The following is a 21,840-nucleotide window of genomic DNA, read 5'->3' as shown; positions in this document are numbered from 1 at the left end:
CAAAAGCCTTAGCAGAAATGATTTAAGAACCATCAACGGTGGTGAAGCAGCGACTCTCAGCTGTTCTTTATTTAACGCTGATTGCGTGCCTCCGTATGGCCCTAGTGGTCCTAACGGTAACAACTGCGGTTACGCAGGCCCGTCTAACTTAAATTGTTTCTGCGCTTATGCAGGCAGCTGCCAGCCTAACAGGTGGTAAGTATACCGGGATATGGTTGAGTGAAGGGGCTGATATTAGGGTCAGCCCCTTTTTGTTTAGTACAAAGTATTTCGTGTATCTATATTTGATATCAGATTTTTAAACTACAGTAATGAATTTCTGGCGTTTTCTATTCCCCAAATCATTATCCGGAGAAAATGAATTAACCTATGGTGAGCGAATGGCTGCATTGCGCAACCTGCCAAAATTTTTTAAAATGGTTTGGCAAACCAATTACTGGCTCACTATCACCAATGCTTTATTACGTATTATACAATCAGCCATACCACTGGCTATTCTTTATACCGGGAAGCTGATTATTGACCATGTGATATTGCTGAGTCAAAATAAAATCAACCATTCACGGCACCATTTGTGGCAGTTGGTGGCTATGGAATTTGGATTGGTGATATTATCAGATAGTGTAGGAAAGATCATTACCCTATTGGATACTTTGCTGGGTGATCTATTTGCGAACAATACCTCGGTAAAAATATTGGAGCATGCTGCCATACTTGATCTTGATCAATTTGAGGATGCTTCATTTTATGATATGCTGGAGCGCGCGCGGCAACAAACTGTGGGACGCACCGTCTTATTATCGCAAACGTTAGGGCAGGTGCAGGATATTATCACCATGGGGTTTCTTATTACCGGATTGGTCCTGTTTAATCCCTGGCTTATCCTGTTACTGTTGATAGCTGTAATACCAGCGTTTTTAGGTGAATCTCATTTTAATAACAAAACATATGCGCTTTATTTCGGGCAAACTTCTGAACGTCGTGAACTGGAATATATCCGCTATCTGGGTGCCAGTGATGAAACGGCCAAAGAGGTGAAAATATTCAGTCTTTCCGGTTTCCTGATAAGCCGGTTCCATTATTTATCTGGTAAATTTTACCGCGACAGCCGGCAATTATCCCTCCGCCGCACTGCCTGGGGAACTGTATTTGCTATATTGGGCAGTGCAGGATACTATGGTGCATATTTAATTATTATGCTGCGCACGGTAAACGGAAATCAGTCGATCGGCGATCTCACCTTTATGGCGGGTACTTTTATGCAGTTGAGAGGACTATTACAAGGTGTGTTGGGCCGGTTTGTTTTTATATCGCAAGGGGCGGTTTACCTGCGCGATCTGTTTGATTTTTTCGATATCAAGCCACATATGGTGATAGCAGCTAATCCCAGGCCATTTCCCCATCCTATTCAACATGGATTTGTATTTGAGAATGTAGGTTTCAAATATTTCAATGGGGAAAAATGGGCTAACCGTCATCTCAACTTTACTTTACATGCAGGTGAAAAATTAGCGCTTGTAGGAGAAAATGGCGCCGGGAAAACAACGTTGGTGAAGTTACTAAGCAGGTTATATGATCCTACGGAAGGCCGTATTTTATTGGATGGGTATGATCTGCGGGAATACAATCTTGCTGAATTGCGGATGCAGGTAGGTATTATTTTCCAGGATTATCTCCGGTACCAGATGAGTGTAGCCCAGAATATTGCGATCGGTGATATCCGTGAAAAGGAAAACCGCGCATTAATTGTTTCCGCTGCAAAACAAAGCCTGGCGAATATCTTCACCGAAAAACTACCGGGAAAATATGATCAGATGCTGGGGCGTCGTTTTGGCCAGGGCATAGAATTATCCGGAGGGGAGTGGCAGAAGATCGCACTGGCCAGGGCTTACATGAAGGACGCGCAATTGCTTATACTGGATGAACCTACTGCTGCATTAGATGCCAGGGCGGAATATGATGTATTTCTTCGTTTTGCTGATCTCACCAGGGGCAGGTCTTCTGTTCTTATTTCACATCGTTTCTCCACTGTGCGTATGGCCGACAGGATACTGGTACTGGAAAAAGGAGAGTTGATTGAAATTGGCAGTCATGATGAATTGCTGGCACAAGGCGGACACTATGCGGAATTATTTCATTTACAGGCTATGGGCTACCGGTAGTGTATTTTACTGCATTATTGATATAAACGCATTGTTATTTTTAGACTGCAAAGATGAAAAAGTATTATCTTTGACACTTCAATTTGAACTTAACTATGAACGTATATGGAAACTCAAATTGGTCACATTGCCTCGCTGATAGGTGATCCTGTAAGGGCACTTATTTTATGGACGCTTTTGGACGACAAGGCTTATACTGCCACTGAGCTGGCCATCAGCGCCAATACTTCTCCTCAGAATATAAGCATGCACCTGAGTAAACTGGTGCAGGCTGATTTATTAACGGTGGAAAGGCAAGGCCGGCATGCTTATTATCGTTTCTCAAAGCAAGAGGTAGCTTATGCGATAGAAGCTATTGCCAATCTTGTTCCTGTTGAGCAACAGAAAAAGATAGTGCATAGCAAACATAATGCTGCCATAAAACATTGCAGAACATGCTATGATCATCTGGCGGGTAACATGGGCGTTTCCATTGCCGACAGTTTATTGAAACAGGCAGTCATTATTGAGAAAGGCAAACAGTTTGAGCTTACTACAAAGGGAGCGAAGTGGTTCCTGCAATTAGGTATTGATACAAAGGAACTGCAACAGCAGCGACGTATTTTTCTAAAACCTTGCCTCGACTGGACGGAGAGACGATATCATATCGCAGGCTCACTAGGCGCCTCTTTGCTTGATACTATGCTGGCAGCTGATTGGGTGCGAAGAACAAAAAATTCAAGAGCCATTGTTATCACCGCTGCAGGAGAAAAAAAGATGCGGGAATATTTTAGATAAGCACATATTCATTTTTCAGAGAAATAAATGTTAATCTACGAATTTATTCGTAGATTAACATTACTTAAATCCTGAAAAGATGAAAATAGCGTCTTTATTATCGCTGTTTATTTCATTGTCTGTTCAAATGCTCTGTTTGACAGTATCTGCGCAGCAACATGTTCCTTTAAAAATGGATCTGACGGATAAATATATCCGTGTTCAAATGCAGCGACAGCACATTCCCGGCCTTTCCCTGTGTGTAATAAAAGATGGGAAAATTGTGCAGATGAAAGGTTATGGATTATCCAACATCGAAACTAACACGCCTGCTACTCCTGCAACTGTTTACAAAATAGCCTCGGTAAGTAAACAATTTATTGCCGCAGCTATCATGCTATTGCACCAGGATGGTAAACTAAATCCTGATGCTAAGCTTAGCAGGTATATTGATAGTACACCACAAACATGGAACAACATAACGATACGAAATCTCCTCTCACATACATCCGGACTGATAAGAGATGTTCCTGGTTTTGATCCGCTTAAAGTGCAGTCTAACATTGATAATATTAAAAGTACCTTCCAGGCTCCGCTGGAATTTGAGCCTGGAACAAACTGGAGATACAGCAATATCAATTATTATGTACTTGCGGAAATTGTTGAAAAGGTGAGCGGAATGCCATGGGCCGAATTTATACAGCAGCGTATTTTTAAGCCGGCCGGTATGTCTCAAACCCGGTTACTAAGCGTCACAGACATCATTCCCAATCGTGCTAACGGTTACGAAAGAGAAGGCACAGCATCAGAGAATGCGGAAATATGGCTGGCTGTCCGGCCCAGCGGGGCTTTTATGTCGGATGTTATTGACCTGGCAAAATGGGACACTGCACTTTATACAGATTCAATTTTGACTGCTGATAGTAAAAAACAAATGTGGACACCTGCCATATTAAATAATGGTAATGCTGCTCCTTATGGATATGGTTGGTTTACAGATGTTATTAACGGTCATAGGCGCATTCATCACGGTGGTGGACTTCCGGGATTTAGTGCAGCTATTGAACGTTATCCGGATGACCGGCTTACTGTAATTGTACTGGCTAATACAGCAAGTGCCAACCCTGTGAAAATGGCCCGGCATATTGCCGGATACCATATGCCCGCTTTAAAACCTATGACAGAAAAACCGATAGTGGACACCGAGCCGCATATAACCATCAAAGTAAAAGCGCTCATTAACGGATCTATAAAGTCGAGCATAGATACCAATCTTTTATCTGATCATCTTATTAAGAACGTTAATAAGGAAGATATTAATTCGTTTTTCAGGGATCTTACCGTTGCAGAAAAAATCAACGACATAATACTTATTGATCGCAGTGTAAATGGCGATAAACGCCGTTACAGCTACCGGTTGGATTACGAAGATGATAACACTACATTGATTGTAGTGTTCGATAAATTTGATAAACTAAGCGGGTATGGAACAGATGACTGATACGTATTGTTTCCTGAGATAACCACTCAATTTCAGCAGTAACGGATCTCTTTCTCAACTTTTTTTGCATCTGTAGTATAACTTCAGTGACCCTTCCTATTTTTACACCGTGCGTTTAATCCGGCAATAACCCTGTTTTCTAAGCATACATATAAATCTGTCACAACTAACAACCTCAATTCTCACATTTCTCATCATTAAACCCTTATCTCATGAAATTAATTTCCATTGGAAATGTATGTGCTATCACAGCACTGGCATTCTTCTGTGCCTGTACCAGGCAAATGAAAGAAGAACTCAATACCCCTAAGGAGAAAACATTAGCTGCTGCTGTAAGTGCTGCCGGCCCCAGTAAAGATGGTATTCTTTTACGCGAGCTGCTCAACAGTCAGGGCCCTGTTTTTGAAAATTTTATCATAGATGCAACACAAGGAGGAGAGTTTAGTACCCAGGATGGCAGTAACTACGCGCTTTCTCCTAATTCGTTACAGAACCCGGATGGTACTATTACTACAGGCCCCGTTAATATATCCGTGAAGGAAATACATACGGTGAGTAACATGATCATGGCCGATAAGCAAACAAATACCAGTAACGCTGAGCCACTCGTTTCATATGGTGAGTTTTTTGTACGGGCCACGCAGGGAGCACAGGACGTGAGCCTCCGCAAGGACAGCGCTATACAGGTGAAGGTAAAGGCCGGACAAGTCAATGTCAAAGAAGTGCCTATGTGGAACGGCGACTCAGCTGTAGCAGCTAGCTTCACCGGCACCGGTTATATCAATCAGCCGGTAACAGTTACGCAGCTGGTAAGCGCCAATAAGGGAGTAGACTGGACACAGAGCGGTGCTTTTGCATTGTTTAACAGTACTACCGGTACACTTAATTTCAGACTGGACAGCCTGATCAAATGGGTTAACTGTGATAGACTTGGTAGTAACCCCAATCCTAAAACCACGGTGCTGGGCTATTTTACTAACTTCTACAATACTGCTACCAATACCAGTTACACAGGAGAAGAACCCAGTATGTTGTTCTTTAAACCTAAAGCACAAAATACGCTGATCAAATTCTACAATACCATCTTTACGCCTCCTGCTGGCTTTGCAGGTTTTTTGAGCTACCAGAATTCTATTCCTATTGGTATGCAGGGAACCTTTTTAGCCATTACATCTTTGAATGGAGCTTTTTATGCAGAACAGAAAACTGTAACCATTGCTGCACCTTTACCCGGTCAGAATTATACTACCGTGAGCTTTAATCTGCAACCGGTATCAGGGCCTGCACTGGTGGCACTGATCGTTAGTATGAACAGTAAATAACGCGTACTATCCCTAAAGAAAGTATTTTTATTTATAAGCTTATTACTTAAAAAAAGGCAGCCTCAAAAGTAATTTTGAGGCTGCTCCTTTTTATTTGCCCTGACAGGTTGGTTATATCTCCTTTATTTAATCACTTTCACCGTATAGTGTTTGATACCATGGGAGATATCAATCATGTAAAACCCGGATGATAATGCTGACAGGTTATTTAACTGTAGTACGTTTGATCCTTTTATTACACGTTCTGATTGTTGTTTGATCACATAGCCATTAAGGTTATAAAGACGGATCATTACCGGACCTTCCATAGCTGACTGATAGTTGATAATGATCTTATCCTGGAAAGGACTGGTGGCTGTTAAAGCGATGGGTGCAGGTAAAGGTTTTTCCAGTAATACCGTACCTCCGGTTACTTTCACTGTATAGTCTTCTACTTCTCCCTGGTAACTATCGATACCGCAAGGGTGTACATTACTGCCATAGCCCATGCGCACCCGGAGTAAGGTGGATCCTGTTTTTGCGTTTGCGGGTACAGTAATTGTTTGTTTAAACGGACCACTGCCACGCTTCACGAATATCTTTTCTGTAGTATCATTGAGTTGCTTATCTCCGTTCCAGTCGATCCATGCAGCTACAGATATGTCAGGCCAATATTCAATTCCGAGATTGATTTCCAGTTGGTATGATTGTCCGGCTACTACAGTGGCGGATTGGGCCGTGAAGTCCTTATAACCATCCCATTGTGAGGAATTATCCAGGTTGGCCAGGCGTACACGTGTGATGGAATTATAGTTCAGCGCTGTACTGGCAGTGCAGTAATCAGATACATGTACACCGGAATCTACAGGTGGTGCCATTTGTCCGGCTTTGATGCTGCCACCGGGAAGGGTATTATAGGCATAATCCATTAACGTGTAGCTGCTTCCGTTAGCTGCTACTTTAAACCTGAACCAGCCATAAAACTTTTCTCCTCCGGTAGTAAAGGTGAAGCCTGCATAACCTGTTTTGCCTTTCCAGGCAGTATAGGTGGTGGTATTCAGGTTGTTTTCATCCGGATAAGCGCCACCTGCCACGAAGTTAGACGTATCACTGATAATGGTATTGGCAGGCAGCAGCGCAATGTTTTTGGTGGTTCCCTGGCAAACCATTGGTTGCTGATATGTTTCCAGCCGGAGCTTACCACTGTCTGACCATAATCCGTAGGCTGCTTCAGGGATACTGTCTACCAGGAAATAATACCAGTTATTGATAGCATTAACGGTAAAGATGGTGTCATTCACATCTACGTATTTAATCCGGTATGGATCGCGGAAGCGGATGCCAAGCTGCCTTTGGCTGCTATCAGCGGTTTGCTGGTTGCTGAAGGCGGCAGGTAATATGTTGATGTTAACAGTGCTGTTATCAACAACATTGTTGTTAGTCGCTTTACCAACAAATGATAATCGTGCAGTCGTATTATTGCGTGCGGTGAGTTGCACACTTAATCCGGCCGGAAGATTGCTCACCGTGTAATGTACATTGTTAGTAAAGTTGCCGGAGCTGATCGCAAAAGTGTTGCCCAGTATACTTACTTCAGCAGTGTCTGTGATGCTGCCGTCATTGACAAGGGCTTCGCGGAATTGTAATTTAGACCACGACAACGTTGGTGAACCTGCATCTCCCGCTTTGATGCTGCCATTGGGCGTTTGATTCCATGCATAATCCTTTATCGTATAACTGCTGCCATCAGGCGCTACGGTAATGCGTATCCAACCGTAACGCGGCTTCCCGGCTATTGTGAATTTAACGCCGATGTAAGCAGTTTTGCCTGCCCATTTTGTATAGGCGTTACTGTAAATATCATGTTCATCCGGATAGGCGCCACCGGCAACAAAAGAAGAAGTATCTGCAATAATGGTATTGGCAGGGAGCGGAGAAATATTGCGGGAAGTACCTTCGCATACAGCCGCTTTCTGATAGGTTTCCAGTCGTAATTTTCCGCTGTTAAGCCATCCACCGAATTCTGCATCTCCTACATTAAATTTGAAATAGGTCCATATATTGGATGCATTGATCACAATGTCAGGAATGTCATTATAAATGATCCGGTAAGGGTCCAGGAAATGAATGCCTAAGGTAATACCGGGGCGATACAAGGTACTTACCCCTCCTAGTACAGCAGCATTGAGAAAAGTTATTTTTACGCTGTCTGTATTATTGACAATATTATTTTGTGCAGCCTGACCGTTGAAAGATAACAAAGCCGTGGTATCATTGATTACCTGGATAACAGCAGATAACCCCGTGGGTAGGTTTTGCTGGGTGAAATGAGTACCCTGTGTCATGTTCCCGCTGCTAAAGGCAAATTTTGCACCTCCCAGCATTCTTAGTGTATCCACTAACGTTATAGCACCGTTATTGGCATCGTTTTCTGTAAACAAAGTAAAGCCTGGCACAATCCTTTTGGTAGTAGCTGGTAGCAGGGTAGCAGCCAGGTTGGCGGCAGACCATAAGTTATTCCGTTGTGCCACTGTACTGTTCATTGCTGCCAGCATACGATCACGCTGACCATTGGTAAACATTTTTGTACAGGAGGCATAGTCCATATAGTTTTCTACGTTGGCCACACTACCGCACCAGTTGGCATTTAAGTTACAACCCCCGAAATTGGATTGTGTAGGTGGCGTATCATCTATATAATCACCAGGCAGGTTACAGCCATTCTCAAAGGTGTGCCATAAGTTAAGAAAGTGACCTACTTCATGTGTAAGCACCCGTTTCATGTAAGGGTAGCCGTTTTCAGAGGAGCCTACACCAGGTAACCCAAGATAACGCCAGTTATACACTACTCCATCGAGGTGGTTGCTGGCTACCCAGTCATCCGGTAAATATGTCCAGCCTGAATTATTAAACACACCCTTTTGTTCTACTTCACTTACAATCCATATGTTCAGGTATTTTTCCCCCGGCCAGTAAGAAATACTTTTTACTGCCGCCCCGGAACCATCCGGGGAACGACCATCCAGATCGTTGTAATGATAAGTAACTCCTGTAGTAGGATTACCCTGCGGATCTATATCAGCAAGACGGAAAGTAATATGAAGATTTGCTGCCAGTCCGATAAAGCGGGGATCAATTTGTGAATAGTCTGCATTCAGCAGGTTATAATCCTGGTTAAGGATATCTATTGCAGAGCGTATCTGCTCCATCGTTACTTTATAAGGATTTACCGGATCATTGATATGGAACACCACCGGTATGGTGTACTGCACAGGTTGGGCAGTTTGTGAAAGCCTTTGCTGACGCAGGTTGGCAACGAATTTTCTGATGAATGCCTCCTGGTTACCGGCTGCTTTTTTTGTTGCCGGATGTTGTTTATATAATTCCTGCATAGCGCGGGAAGAAATACAATGGTCCGGCAAGGGCGCTGCGGGCTTGTTTTGTTGCGCCGCCGCCCCTATGCTGATGATAAGACATAGTAATAGCCCTATTATCTTTTTAGATAACTGTAACATAAAAATGGTTTAAAGTATGGAGATAAGTGTGGCTGCAGGTAGTAATGCACTACATGCAACGTGAAAAAAAACAGGTGATAAGGCAACAGAGATAGCTGTAAATGCCTGGATTGTGTTGTAAAAAAAATTATTTCATAAGATTGATTTTGTGTGATGAGATGATAATCAGCTAATGGAATTATTGTTTATAATAGCCTGCAGGGCGGAGAAAACGTAGTACAGTTACCTGATATCGTTTTGGCTGAAATGATATTCCACAAAAAGCTTTGTGGAAAAGGGTCCGTTCTTGCTCTTCAGTATGGCAGTAATGGTTCTTGATTTTGTATCACGAATTTAATTTAAAGCTCACTGGATAGATACGCCAAAATTGATTAATTCTATGCCGATATTAACCTTGTTGATTATTTTTTATTACGGAGTAAGGGTAAATTACTTTTTTACCACACTATAATATTGAATAGTGTGCCACTTCCTGTGGAATTAACCAAAATCAGTGATATCAATGAAAAACGTAACTATGAAATAAACCAGGAACAATAATAGATTCGCAGCCCTAACCAAAGACAGACAACCCCTGGTATTGATTAACACCGTAAAACCATTTTATGCATCTCAATTTTATTCCTGCACCAACGGGCAGGCGCAGCTCCTGTTGTTTGTTGATGGCGCCTGTTTTCCTTGTCTGTTTCATGGGCCTGAGTGCGCATGCACAAACAATGTCGCATGCCAGTAAGGTATTTATCCGGAAAGGGATACAATATCAGGCATGGATGACCACTGACGGTGGCACCGGTACTCCACCGGTTACCAGCAACATTAATATCTCCCGTAGCGGGAGGTATGTAAGAGTTCAGCTGGCGTTTCCCAATAACCTCAGCCTGGCAGAAGTACAGGTATTCAGCGGAGGAGTGAATGTTGCGCTGAATAAAGTTACCAGTCAATCCAGCACGGTGAACAGCGGTGCCAGCAGCCGCGCAGTGGACGGCAATACAGATGGTAACTTTTTCAATAATTCTGTTACACATACAGACCTGCAAGTGGAAAACTGGTGGCAGGCAGACCTGGGGCAATCTTATGTGATAGATTCTATCCGCATATGGAATCGTACGGATTGTTGCGGCGACAGGTTAAGGGGCTTTTATTTATTTGTGTCGGACAATGTATTCAGTGGAAATACATTGTTAAGTGCTTTTTCACAAAGCGGCGTTACCGCTTACCAGATGGCAGGAGGGAGGCATTACGCCAATGGTGCGGAATGGGATAACCTGAATTTAACAGCACCCACTTATTATGAAGAGCCTATGTACAGCGCTTCATTTCTGCAGCAGCGCCCCAATGCGCAATGGTCGCTGGCTAAAGCCCCTTATTGTACGCAACTGAGTACAGGCCCGGGTACCATAGAAAACAGTAGCGGCTATCTGAATTCACTGCAGGTTGCTAATATAAATAACCTGACTACTGTTTGCTTTGGCGATGAGGAGGGTTATAGTACGGGTTTGGTAACGCAGCTGCACGACTGGTATGCACTCAGCCATAGTAAATACCCGGATGCATTGGTACATAATAACCAGTACATCGGACAATGGTCAGAGGCTAACCTGCGTACCTATCTGCAAACAGCGCAGCCGGATCTGCTAACCTATGATTATTACTATTTTTATATCAACCGGTCGCCTGCCCCCGGAGGCTCCTATGCTGCCATATTTCAGGACATGTACCTGTATCGCAAACTCGCACTGGAAGGCTATGATGGCACTGGTAATTCGCCTATCGGATTTGGTTATTATCTCCAGGGATATAAGGGTCAAAATTATACCTATTATCCTTCTGAATCTGAGTTTAACATGGGAGTATATGCCGGCCTGTTAATGGGTGCCAAATGGTTAAATCTTTTCAGATATGAAGGAGATCCGTCTGTTTTTTTCTGGTTGGATCAGAATGGTGGCCTCACTCCGCAGTATCGTCAATACGGCAGCCTGGGTAAAGAAATTAAATTTTTATCTCCGCACTTATCGCGTTTGCAAACAACGGATGTGCGATACATTGCTGGTCAGAACTTATCCGGCGGAACAGCCGTTACCAATAGCAAACCAGCCAGCATCAATGTTTGGGATACTACTGCAGGACCTTATATCACCAGTATTGCAGCAACTAACCTGGTAAGTGCTACTAATAATGGTTTAAGAGGAGATGTAATTGTGGGCTATTTTAAACCGGTTATTGGTATTGATACGGCTGCAGGCATTACGATGGCACCTGTACCCGGTAAAAGCACACAATATTTTATGATACAGAACGGGCTGACTATTTCTAATGGTTGCTGTAATGGGCCCGGTACACCCGGTATTGCGCAGGATACCATTTTGGGTAAAGCTGCTTTATCCAGACAAAAAATAACACTGAATATAGATTTTGGTAATTATCCTGTAGATACCTTGTACAGGGTGAGAAGATCTGACGGACAAGTGGAAATGGTGCCGCTGGTAAACGTTTCCGGCAGTAAGTATAACTACAATGATACACTCGACGGAGGAAAGGGAGATCTTTTTTATTGGAAAAATGCAGATAAAATAAATGCGGTTCCTCCTGTTGGTACCTATAATGCAATCAGGTTAACGGCCGGCAGTATCTCTGCAGGAGATGTGATACAATTGAAAAGTAAAACGCAATACACATTAGAGGCATGGGTGAAGTTCAATAGTATCAGCAGTTGGAATACAATACTGGCTAAAAGTAATACAGGTACAGATCGTATTGCCCTGCAAACAGGGCCTGGAAATTCGCTGTATGTGATGACGGGCAACGGTACTAACGCTTACGGACAAACGACATCCAATATAATAAATACCGGTCAGTGGTATCACATGGCGGTTGCATTCGACGGCAGCCAGTCGGCCAATGCAGGTAAACTGAAATTATACCTGAATGGTGTTTTGCAAACGCTCACTTTTACCGGTACTATTCCTGCTACCACAAGTGCCACTAATGCTGCGCCGTTATTAGCCGGAAAAGAAACCACTACTTCTACCAATACTTATCTGAATGGTACGATCGACGAAGTAAGGGTATGGGATACTGTTTTAAATGTAACCACTATTGCTGCATGGAAGGATAAGGCCGTGGGTAGTTGTCACCCTGCAGCCAGCAGGCTGGTCGTATACTGGCAGATGGATGATGCCAGCAACAGTGCTGTTGCTACTGCCTCTTTAGGCACTGCTTATCCCGGAACTGTTATCGCAGGTACGTATGTAGGTGGCGGACAGGCAGCTGCTGTAAGCGGTTGTTCCCTTCTTGCAAAAATTGCCGGGACAGCTGTTAGTTATCAGGATAAAATATTACCTGCAGCAACTGCAGATGGAAATAATCTGAAGGTTACCCCTAATCCATCTTCCGGTAATAGTTTGCAGGTATTATTTAAAGCCAAACAATCGGGTCAGACTTTTATCACGCTTTATAATTTACAGGGTATGGCTGTGTATCGCAAGCAGGTGGCCGTTGTAAAAGGTGAGAATAATATTGTAATGTCTGATCTGCATTTGAATGGAGGATTGCATGTTGTTACTATTCAGCTTGGCCGGCAGCAGCTGGAAAGTAAGGTAATGATTGTACAATAAAGAAGGAAAAGGCTTTAGGTATTATTACTTAAGGCCTTTTCTATTTCTCCTTTTTAACTTTTTATTTCTCCCGGAATCACGCTGATCGCCTGTTTTCTGCCACCTCTTAAAACTTCTATTTGTATCCTTCTTCCAATTTGTTTGTCTGAAAGCAACAGGTGAAGATCATCTACTGTAGCCACCGGGATATCGTCAAATGCAATGATGATATCGCCAATATGTATTTCGCTGTTGTAGTAGTCGCCGTCGGGTATTGTTTCAAAAACATATATGCCTGTTTGGGTGGTGAGTTTGTTGGCTGCAATCATGCGGCTGCTAAGATTTACTGGTTGTGCTGCTATGCCAAGCTGCGCCCTTCTTATCTTCCCGTTTAAAATTAGTTGTCCTGCAATTTGTGCGGCCAGGTTAGAAGAAATGGCAAAACATAAACCCTGTGCAGATGCGATCATGGCAGTATTGACGCCAATTACCTGTCCTTGTGAATTTACCAGCGGGCCACCACTGTTACCCGGATTTAATGCCGCATCGGTTTGTATCACGTTGTCGATTAGCCTGCCGTTACTGGCACGTAATGTACGTCCTAAAGCACTCACCACGCCGGCGGTAACGGTGTATTGCAGTCCCATTGGGTTACCGATAGCAATGGCAATCTGCCCCACCTGCAAAGTAGATGAATCTGCCAGCAGCATAGCCTTCAGGCCTGTTTCATCGATCTTTAAAACGGCGATATCTGTGGACGGGTCGGCGCCTTTTATTTCTGCATTGACCCTTCTTCCATCAACAAAGGATACTTTAATGCTTGCTGCATTTTCCACTACGTGGTTATTGGTAATAATGAAGCCATCAGAAGAAATGATGAACCCTGAGCCGGTACCAGCCTGTATTCTCTTGTCGGCACGACGATCAGTTACTTTTTTCTGTACTTCTATATGTACTACTGATTCAGCAACGGAACCAACCACGCCGGTAACCGTTTGCGAGTAGGCATCTAACAAACTCATGTCGTTCGACGCCTGGTGCGTAAGAAATGAAATTGAGTTTTCCATAACACCATTGGCTCAAATATTTTTCCAGATTTATTAATATGTCTTTTTGGCATTATTTGCAAGCTGTTTATGACATCCTGTATATTTCATCCGGATATCATCTGCCTAAAAGTGTAATGCTCGATAAGAATATTATTAAGCATCTTAAAAATGCGAATCCGCGTATGGGTAACGGAGAAGGGGGATTACAGATAATGAGCTGGCAGAGAATATTTTGCAGATATTTTATCTTTCTTATTATTGTATAATATATTATTTTGTAACCTGGCGTATATAAAGAAACCTATATAGTACATGGGATATTTACATCATCCCGATTTTAAGTAACCCACCATCACTGATCGATATATGGAAAACATACATGAGAAAGGCAAGCCATTTAATAATTCCCAGGCAATAATCGGCGCCCGTATAGATTCTCAAAAAGAGCTTATTAACAGGTATGATGAATGCGCTTCTAAATCCAAATTGCAGTCAAAGATAAGCATGGCCACCGGCCTCGTGTTATTAGGAATCAGTATCAACCTGTTCCGGACCAGCCACTGGATATGGGGTGCTATTGTTTTAATGGTTACATTGATTGTTTTATATTTTTTCCTTTTGTCCAGAGGGCTTGCAGCAGGGGCTGCTTATGAGTCAGGATTATTGGTACCCGCCATACTGGTGAGCAAGCATCCGCTGGAAATAGTAGTATTAGCCAATGTTGCAGCCAGTGAAAGCATTAATGAGCAATATGCCTGTAAGAAAATAACATTACAAAACCTGCCACTGCATATCATCGCATTAGGGGAGAAGGTACCCTGCGTTGCCATGTTTGGAGGCATCAGGTCGGATATATATTCCAATTTTGAACCCAGGCCACTGGCATGGGCCACAGATGACTATGATGCCATACAGGATGAAATAAGCCGCATACGGGAGGAAGACTGGCTATTTTTACAGGCAGTGAAAGAAAAGGTGCCTGCCATGATGAAAGGCAATGAAATTGCTTTGTTTGATAGCAATCATGAGTTCATGAGGGTTGTTTAGATTATTGGGACGGTTACTGTTAAGTTTAAAGATGGAGATTCTCTCTTTCCCGCTTAGGTAATTTTGCAACAACCATATTGTATGAATTATCGATCCATTCATACAACAATTTATCAGGCACAGAATTGTCCATCACAACGCGGTTCCAATGACGTTTACTCATGTAGCCTGGTATAGTTACTGCGGTGTATCTTGCCCGTAGCTCATCAACTAAATCAGGATCGCATTTTACACTGATGCTTGCAAATGTGGACACATCAGTAGCGGTGAACATTTTGCCGGCCACTTTAAAGACCAGCACATCAGGAATATTGGAAAAGGGGAACGATTCAGTAACGCCGGTTTTTTTCATGCAATAATTGCGATACGCTTCTATATTCATGCTATTTTATTCTTAAGCGAAAATATTACTTCTCTGTATTAAGCACCTTCTCAATACGTCTGTCAGGAACAAACCAGATCAATGCAACCAGGATATATAAACCAAAGCTTATCCAGGAATTTATCATAGCACAGGCAATGGCGATGATATAAAATGCCACGGAGACCTTACCTTTTATGTCCGTTTTTATCGCCGCCCTTAACTTTGAATGTTCTCCGTCGTGTTTGATGAGTTCTCTTGACAAAATATTATAGGCAATACCGCACATAAAAAGAACACAGCCATAAAGTACTGCCGGCCATTGGCTAAAATGGTTTTCGCCCATCCAGCCTGTAACAAATGGAATGATAGACAACCAAAACAAGAGATGCAAATTTGCCCATAATACCCGCCCATTAATTGATGTTACGGTTTGCAGCATATGGTGATGATTGTTCCAGTAGATCCCTACGTATATGAAGCTCAGTATATAGCTTATAAAAACGGGTACCAGGGGAATCAGGGATTGTATACTATCGCTGTGTGGTACTTTCATTTCTAACACCATAATCGTAATGATGATGGCTATTACTCCGTCACTAAACGCTTCCAGGCGGCCTTTATTCATGGGTTTTGATTGAATTGTATCATTAATATACAAGATTTAAAGTTTGTGCAAGGCAATTTTAAATCTTTCAATTTGTCGCCTATGCCGTAATATATGCACAATGGCATGTTCCATCATTTGTTCTATATCATACACCTGGCCCCAGTTAGTATGCATTTTTTGGGCATCATCAAACTGCTCAAGATCGGCATCTTTAATATCCTTAAAAACAGTAGTTGTAAATATGAAAGCGTCGGCTAAACCTTTTATGTATGCCTGCACTGTTGTGTGCAATACTTTAGCCGGTCTGAGGGCACTATCTCCACTTGATGTTTGAATGTAGATGGCATAACTATGGGCTGAACTCACTACATGTGTTAAAATTGTTTGCACCGACTTACAATCAGGATTAGTTGTTGTAGTATCAACAACCTTTTCCAGATCATGATCTGAAATATCGGCTATACATATCTGTAGCTCGGAAATAGCTTTTTCATATTCGTCCAGTAATGCACCCACTGCACCTTGCCGGTATATTTTGTCCATGATCTATATTTCGCTGTTAAATAATTATATCAAATTTATATTTTATCGCGTAAATAATATCATGCATTATACTATTATCATAGGTATTTTTGCCGGACGAAGCCGGAATATTTTAAATATGCTATCTTTTGAACTATTTTGAAGAAATATAAATTATGATCCAGCAAGACCTCATCGACCTTATCGGCCTGAAAGTTACCGACGAAAAACTGATTGCTTTTTTTAATAAACACGGACTGAAACAGCCTAAAAGCTGTACGCCTAATAATGCCTGGTTGAGTGTAGATGATAAAGCCAACAATGTTACTTATAGTTTTGCTTACAAGGTTATCCGCGATGGTTTTTATCCGTACAGGAAAGAAGGCCGTAACTGGGTAACTTATTTAACGCGTGTTGGGTTTGTTAATGAGAGCACTATCCGGAAAAAGAAGGACACTAAACCAGATTCATTCTGGAATGTATCGCCCAATCCCCAAACACCCATGAACGAAATGGTAAAACATTTTGACAGGGTTAAACACGAGGAAGCATTCAATTATCTCCATTGCGAAAAAGACTACGGTCCGGATAAAAAGATTTGTGTACAATACAACACGGAAGATGATGCATTAAGCGCCTATTGGGTAAAGCTGGAGGAACACAGGGAAGTTTTTGCCCATTTTAAATTTAAAAGAGGTGAATACGATTACGATATTCAATTGCATGGGATGATCATCAAATGGCTTTTTGATAACCAATACCTGGCATTAGATAAAAGTGTGTATGAAAACCCTTTACCTAATAATACGGAAGCCGTTTTAACATTTGTACAAGACCATTTAAAGGGCAGATTGTTCGATAACCAATTATCGGCCACCGAAAGTAAATTGTTCTATTTCCTGACTTATCTACGAAGTGCAAAAGTATTTGAAACAGCTACCGGCGAAGGGGTTAGCTTTTATTTGCCTGAACTGGCCACTAAAGCTGCAGGGATATATGATACTTACCAGGCTGCCCGGAGCAACAGTATTGCTTCCACAGACGATATCATCAGGACTATTGTTTTTGATGACGCGCATTATGCAGCTTTCTCCAAAGCACTGACCGAAAATTATACATTGTTTAAAACATTGATCGCAGCATTGAAAAAATTAAATGCAGCACCTGATATCTTCCGGCCTTATATCAGTTAAAAGATTTCCCGGCCAGGATAAAAAGAAGAGAGGCAGTATTACTATTGCCTCTCTTCTTTTTATGCGTATATCGTATATGCTTTACTGTTGTGTTGTAATCGCCATTACCGGTTTGCCTACACAACCATTAGGCATTTGTATGTGCAGCATGGCTGCCAGGGTAGCTGCAATATCCGTCATATGTACGGTTTCATTGGTAGCACCATGTTTTACATGCCATCCCATAAATACCAATGGAATGTGGATGTCAAACAGGTTCCAGTTACCATGTGTAGTGCCTTTCAGCGAACCTTCAAACCATCCTGGTTCAGGAATCACGATAACGGCTCCGGTGCGTTTAGGATTGTAACCATTTATAGCCATGCTTTTAATGGGTTCAGGCAAAGGGCTGTTGCCGATGTTTTCCAGGTCTGCTGCAAACTCAATCCCTGGTTGTTGCTGTAAATAGTTGACTGTTTCTTTTTTCACCGCATCGTAATCCAGTTTACCTGCAGCTATTTTATTTTTGTTGTAGCTCACATGGTAGTTCATGAAAGAAGATACCAGGCCACTTACGCCGAAACGTTTATTCAGTGTGCTATCCAGCCCGGCAATCAATTTTTTGGGTTCTACGAGCCCGGCAGGCTGGTTATGTTCCTGCATAAATTTAATAGCATGTGCAGCGCCATGGTCAGCGGTGAGGAAAACGAGGTAGTTACCTTTTCCTACTTTTTGATCGAGATAGCTGAAGAAGGAAGACAGGTCTTTATCCAGTCTGAGGTAAGTATCTTCTACTTCAATAGAGTTAGGGCCATATTTATGGCCTACATAATCAGTCGAGGCGCAGTTGATGGTCAGGAAGTCAGTAGCAGGGCCATTGCCGAGGTCGTAGCCGGCTACTGCTGCCTTTGCGAAGTCCAGTGTCAGCGTGTTGCCTGAAGGAGTGGATCTCAGGCTGCCCGGATCTTTTTTGTAAACGTCTTTCAGCTGATGTGGAAATACAGGTGCTTTTTCTCCCGGAAAAGTACCTTCCCAGTTTACATCATCTTCACTGCTCTGTACATAGGTATTAATAGGATATAAAGTTTCCCATGGCCTGGCCATCAGTTGCTGTGGTTCTTTGCGTTCATTGAACTGCTTTACCCAGGTGGGCAGTTCCTTCATGTAGTAGGTACTGGTAATGAAGCTGCCGTTGTTATCGTCCAGCCAGAAAGCGCCGTCAGGTGTGTGTCCGGCAGGAAGTATGGAAGCGCGGTCTTTCAGCGACACGCCTACTACTTTTGAGCGGAAGTTGGTCGCCAGTTTTAATTCGTCTGTGATGGTAGAAGCCAGCAGGTTACGTGGCGACATTTTCCCGGCAGCACTGTTGCTGCCTACGGCTTGCACCACGGTATCTTCTGTACAATACCATTCTTTGCCAGTTACCTGGTCGGGCCAGTCGTTGCCGGTGATGCCGTGAATAGCAGGAATACTGCCGGTATATATAGTGCTGTGGCCAACAGCAGTAAAAGAGGGCAGGTGACTGATAAATGTATTTTCACAGGAAAATCCTTCTCCCAGCAAACGTTTAAACCCTCCTGCCTCATAGCGGTCGGTATAACGGTATAAATAATCCCAGCGCATCTGGTCTACCACAATGCCCACTATCAGTTTGGGCTTTTCATTTGTTTGGGCTGCTGCCGTAATGCCGGAAAGCAGGGTGAATGCTCCCAGGATGGCGATGTTCACTGATTTTCTCATTCCTGTCATATTAGTGATTTTCTCATTTTTGTTTGCAAAAGAGAATCGGCAAACCTAAGAAAATTTTTCCCGGAATACAATCATGGTCTGACAGTTTTTTAAAGTTTAAAATCCTTCATTACAGGAGCGCCTATTTCTGTAAGTTTCGCCGCCACGTCAGCTATTGCATGGTCTAATCCATCATGCAGTTCTACGATGCCACTGTCTATCGCTTTTTTACATTCATTTGTAAATTCAGCAAGACAGGCATCAATATCGGCAGTATCTTTTGGCCTTCTTAATTTTTTGCTTTTCAGTGTCTCATGTATCTCTTCAAAAATCTCACCTGATGACTGATAGTAGGTAATTAAAAAATCATAGTTGCTGGTATTGTGTACAATGCTGGTTTCTTCGTCGAGATTAGTACGATTGTAAAACGCCGGTAACTCTTGGTACTGTTCATTAGCACTTTCAATATTTGCATCCTGTGTTGCTTTGAAAGAAGTAATTACGTGTTCGTTATGCGCTATCTCGCTTTTTTCGTTATGTTGTTTTAATAATTCTTTTCTGGCCTCCGCTTCAAAAAAGGGGCCTTCTTTTCTGGCCACGATGACTTTTCTGAGCTCAGCCTCCGCTTTACGACCCTCTAATATCTTTGCTTCCGCTTCGGAATAAATACCTTTTTTGTCGGTTTTGTTTCTTTTCTTCCCTTGTTGAACAGGAAGGGACTTGTTTATATGATATTGTTTTTTAACTTCTTCTACTGCTACCAATAGCTCTTCCTCCGGAATAGGAATATCTGTTGCGGCTTTATATTCATTTAATGAAAGCAATTTTTGTTCATAGAGTGGTATTGTGCCTGTTACTTTATATGGATTAACCACGTCTCTTTGCTCTTTTATTTTTGCCCACTCCGCATATACCGCGTCTGCTGCATCACTGCTCTGCAGGCTGACCTTACCACTTCCAGGAACATATTTATGTTTTTTCCCTTGCAGGGCATTTAAACGCTGTGATTTGATTACTTTTTCAACACTCTTGTTTAGCATGGTTATTTTGGTATCCATCTTTCTATAAAAAACCAACAATGCGCCGCCTTTCGTTATGATTTGTTTCAACGGAACATTTTCATTGATGCTTTTTTCCAGATCCAGCTTGGCCAGTTCCTGTAAAGCATTGTTTAAATGATACACGTTTTTGCTGGTGGTATCCTGATGAGAGTAGCCCCGGAAAAATATTCTGGTCCCCGCGTCAATCGCTTTATCAATCTTATCAAACAATGTTTCTCCCAGTACATCTTTTCTCATACTTCCCCATGCAATGGCAGGTGCTTCCAATATATCTCCTTTTACCTGGTAATGCGCAATTGCAGACATGCTTTTCAATTGGGCTATCTCGTCCGGCAACAGACCAACAATTGCTAACAGCGTTTTTGATTCAATGAACCATTGATTTGGGTCGGAGAAATTTTCCTTGTCTTTATGTGCCGGTTTGGCTACCAATTCTTCCAGCTTCTTAGCCAGCAGATCATGGTCTAATTTGCCTTTATTTTCTGTGAAAATATTTTCTATTGCTTCGCTAACAGGTGTGAGCGTTCCATCTCCGATGGGATTAAAGTTAAGATCAAGGTATTCATTGCCCGGGTCATCAATTCTGTTGTTGGTAGAGGGCCCCAGCCGGAATAATAATTTATTATTGGCTAATTTTTTGGTAATTAAATGAGATTGCGGAACAATATGGTGCCAGGTAAACCTGGTTTTGTCTGTTACTTTGCCAGGTAAGTCTGCAAATTCTCTCAGCTCCTTTTCTTTTAATTCTTTATGAAGATCAGGATCGTATTCGATGTTGGTGGTCTGCTTAATAGGAACGGGGACTCTTTCCCTTGGTGGTTCCTGCGATGCCAGTGCTGGTGTATCTGCTTCGGCTTCACCCAGGTCGATGGTTAATTTATCTGTTAAGCCGGTTACTTTCGTTTCCGTTTGCGCACGCGTTAATAACTTTTTGGGTGCGATAACGATTGTTGGCGTTGCAAAACTATAGTATTGTTCATCCTTGAAATAAAACTGTACCGACGTATCCTTTATTTCAAAACATGCTTTGCCATCATCACTGGTTGATATCAGCGTTAATTCATGTCCGGGTAATTCATCATCCAGGTAAACAGTGCTTTCTGCCTGCTTTTGGGGCTTTCGCTGGATTACCAACTGAGCAGGCGGGGAGGTAGCCTGCCTGAGTTTAAACGGCTCCTGTGCTATTGCAAATTCCTGCTGCTCCGGGTATCCCACTTCCTTCTTTAAAACCGGTACTACTGCAGGTGCTGAAATTCCATTATGGGAGGCATTATCAGCTGCTGCCTGATGTTTAGTTTTTTCAGATCGGCCTGGTTGATAAGGAGAATGCATAGCTGCCGGGATAATGATTAAAGATTTGCCATCCTTTAATTTAAGCAATTTTCTGTAAGGGAGATGATTATTTGCTGTTAGAAAATAATCATCTGTTTAGCATGATATTAAAAATAATTTCATGTTAAAA

14 protein-coding genes are annotated in these 21,840 nt (G+C 42.5%); 7 read left to right on the top strand and 7 right to left on the bottom strand.

Going from position 1 to position 21,840, the window contains the following annotated elements; all coding sequences use genetic code 11:
• Positions 1–311: 311 nt before the first annotated feature.
• The 4 genes from CLV51_RS16465 to CLV51_RS16450 all read left to right on the top strand — a co-directional run bounded on the left by CLV51_RS16465 (position 312) and on the right by CLV51_RS16450 (position 5,741).
• A complete protein-coding gene (locus CLV51_RS16465; RefSeq protein WP_106529152.1) occupies positions 312–2,162 on the top strand; it encodes an ABC transporter ATP-binding protein in 1,851 nt (616 codons plus the stop codon).
• A gap of 105 nt (positions 2,163–2,267) precedes the next feature.
• Positions 2,268–2,939, top strand: a complete 672-nt coding sequence (locus CLV51_RS16460; RefSeq protein ID WP_106529151.1) for an ArsR/SmtB family transcription factor — start codon at positions 2,268–2,270, stop codon at positions 2,937–2,939.
• 79 nt (positions 2,940–3,018) lie between these two features.
• Positions 3,019–4,419 (top strand): serine hydrolase, encoded by a 1,401-nt coding sequence (locus CLV51_RS16455; protein WP_106529150.1) that lies wholly within the window; start codon positions 3,019–3,021, stop codon positions 4,417–4,419.
• Between the two features lie 212 nt (positions 4,420–4,631).
• On the top strand, positions 4,632–5,741 hold the full coding sequence (locus tag CLV51_RS16450; RefSeq protein WP_106529149.1) for a hypothetical protein: 1,110 nt from the start codon (positions 4,632–4,634) through the stop codon (positions 5,739–5,741).
• 122 nt (positions 5,742–5,863) lie between these two features.
• Here CLV51_RS16450 and CLV51_RS16445 read toward each other — a convergent pair whose 3' ends face one another.
• Positions 5,864–9,235, bottom strand: coding sequence for a M43 family zinc metalloprotease (locus CLV51_RS16445; protein ID WP_106529148.1), 3,372 nt, complete (start codon positions 9,233–9,235; stop codon positions 5,864–5,866).
• A 605-nt stretch (positions 9,236–9,840) separates the two neighbouring features.
• On the opposite strand from CLV51_RS16445, the gene CLV51_RS16440 reads away from it, so the two are divergent.
• The gene (locus tag CLV51_RS16440; protein ID WP_106529147.1) at positions 9,841–12,849 is read left to right on the top strand and encodes a LamG-like jellyroll fold domain-containing protein; all 3,009 of its coding nucleotides are present in this window, start codon (positions 9,841–9,843) and stop codon (positions 12,847–12,849) included.
• A 53-nt stretch (positions 12,850–12,902) separates the two neighbouring features.
• Here CLV51_RS16440 and CLV51_RS16435 read toward each other — a convergent pair whose 3' ends face one another.
• Entirely contained in the window at positions 12,903–13,895 is a 993-nt protein-coding gene (locus CLV51_RS16435) for a S1C family serine protease (protein ID WP_106529146.1), read from the bottom strand.
• A gap of 348 nt (positions 13,896–14,243) precedes the next feature.
• Between CLV51_RS16435 and CLV51_RS16425 the strand changes: the two genes are divergently transcribed.
• Positions 14,244–14,924, top strand: a complete 681-nt coding sequence (locus CLV51_RS16425; RefSeq protein ID WP_106529144.1) for a DUF3239 domain-containing protein — start codon at positions 14,244–14,246, stop codon at positions 14,922–14,924.
• A 25-nt stretch (positions 14,925–14,949) separates the two neighbouring features.
• On the opposite strand, the gene CLV51_RS16420 is transcribed toward CLV51_RS16425, so the two are convergent.
• The 3 genes from CLV51_RS16420 to CLV51_RS16410 are packed head-to-tail and all read right to left on the bottom strand — an operon-like array spanning position 14,950 to position 16,438.
• Positions 14,950–15,306 (bottom strand): MmcQ/YjbR family DNA-binding protein, encoded by a 357-nt coding sequence (locus tag CLV51_RS16420; protein ID WP_106529143.1) that lies wholly within the window; start codon positions 15,304–15,306, stop codon positions 14,950–14,952.
• A gap of 25 nt (positions 15,307–15,331) precedes the next feature.
• Positions 15,332–15,913 (bottom strand): TMEM175 family protein, encoded by a 582-nt coding sequence (locus CLV51_RS16415; RefSeq protein ID WP_106529142.1) that lies wholly within the window; start codon positions 15,911–15,913, stop codon positions 15,332–15,334.
• Between the two features lie 36 nt (positions 15,914–15,949).
• Positions 15,950–16,438, bottom strand: a complete 489-nt coding sequence (locus tag CLV51_RS16410) for a damage-inducible protein DinB (protein ID WP_106529141.1) — start codon at positions 16,436–16,438, stop codon at positions 15,950–15,952.
• A gap of 155 nt (positions 16,439–16,593) precedes the next feature.
• Here CLV51_RS16410 and CLV51_RS16405 point away from each other — a divergent pair, with 155 nt between their 5' ends.
• Entirely contained in the window at positions 16,594–17,610 is a 1,017-nt protein-coding gene (locus tag CLV51_RS16405) for a hypothetical protein (protein ID WP_106529140.1), read from the top strand.
• An 81-nt stretch (positions 17,611–17,691) separates the two neighbouring features.
• On the opposite strand, the gene pafA is transcribed toward CLV51_RS16405, so the two are convergent.
• Positions 17,692–19,329: an alkaline phosphatase PafA gene (gene pafA / locus CLV51_RS16400; RefSeq protein ID WP_245898800.1), complete on the bottom strand. Its 1,638-nt coding sequence runs from the start codon at positions 19,327–19,329 to the stop codon at positions 17,692–17,694.
• 98 nt (positions 19,330–19,427) lie between these two features.
• On the bottom strand, positions 19,428–21,710 hold the full coding sequence (locus CLV51_RS16395) for a hypothetical protein (protein WP_146151303.1): 2,283 nt from the start codon (positions 21,708–21,710) through the stop codon (positions 19,428–19,430).
• Positions 21,711–21,840 lie beyond the last annotated feature (130 nt).

The sequence above is a fragment of the Chitinophaga niastensis genome (genome assembly GCF_003014755.1).
GTDB lineage: Bacteria > Bacteroidota > Bacteroidia > Chitinophagales > Chitinophagaceae > Chitinophaga > Chitinophaga niastensis.
This window is presented reverse-complemented; position numbering and strand designations above follow the sequence as displayed.

Bases quoted from the DNA above. Each gene is read 5' to 3' on its own strand.
- CLV51_RS16465 (WP_106529152.1), top strand. From the start codon at position 312: ATGAATTTCTGGCGTTTTCTATTCCCCAAATCATTATCCGGAGAAAAT.
- CLV51_RS16460 (WP_106529151.1), top strand. From the start codon at position 2,268: ATGGAAACTCAAATTGGTCACATTGCCTCGCTGATAGGTGATCCTGTA.
- CLV51_RS16455 (WP_106529150.1), top strand. From the start codon at position 3,019: ATGAAAATAGCGTCTTTATTATCGCTGTTTATTTCATTGTCTGTTCAA.
- CLV51_RS16450 (WP_106529149.1), top strand. From the start codon at position 4,632: ATGAAATTAATTTCCATTGGAAATGTATGTGCTATCACAGCACTGGCA.
- CLV51_RS16445 (WP_106529148.1), bottom strand. From the start codon at position 9,235: ATGTTACAGTTATCTAAAAAGATAATAGGGCTATTACTATGTCTTATC.
- CLV51_RS16440 (WP_106529147.1), top strand. From the start codon at position 9,841: ATGCATCTCAATTTTATTCCTGCACCAACGGGCAGGCGCAGCTCCTGT.
- CLV51_RS16435 (WP_106529146.1), bottom strand. From the start codon at position 13,895: ATGGAAAACTCAATTTCATTTCTTACGCACCAGGCGTCGAACGACATG.
- CLV51_RS16425 (WP_106529144.1), top strand. From the start codon at position 14,244: ATGGAAAACATACATGAGAAAGGCAAGCCATTTAATAATTCCCAGGCA.
- CLV51_RS16420 (WP_106529143.1), bottom strand. From the start codon at position 15,306: ATGAATATAGAAGCGTATCGCAATTATTGCATGAAAAAAACCGGCGTT.
- CLV51_RS16415 (WP_106529142.1), bottom strand. From the start codon at position 15,913: ATGAATAAAGGCCGCCTGGAAGCGTTTAGTGACGGAGTAATAGCCATC.
- CLV51_RS16410 (WP_106529141.1), bottom strand. From the start codon at position 16,438: ATGGACAAAATATACCGGCAAGGTGCAGTGGGTGCATTACTGGACGAA.
- CLV51_RS16405 (WP_106529140.1), top strand. From the start codon at position 16,594: ATGATCCAGCAAGACCTCATCGACCTTATCGGCCTGAAAGTTACCGAC.
- pafA (WP_245898800.1), bottom strand. From the start codon at position 19,329: ATGAGAAAATCAGTGAACATCGCCATCCTGGGAGCATTCACCCTGCTT.
- CLV51_RS16395 (WP_146151303.1), bottom strand. From the start codon at position 21,710: ATGCATTCTCCTTATCAACCAGGCCGATCTGAAAAAACTAAACATCAG.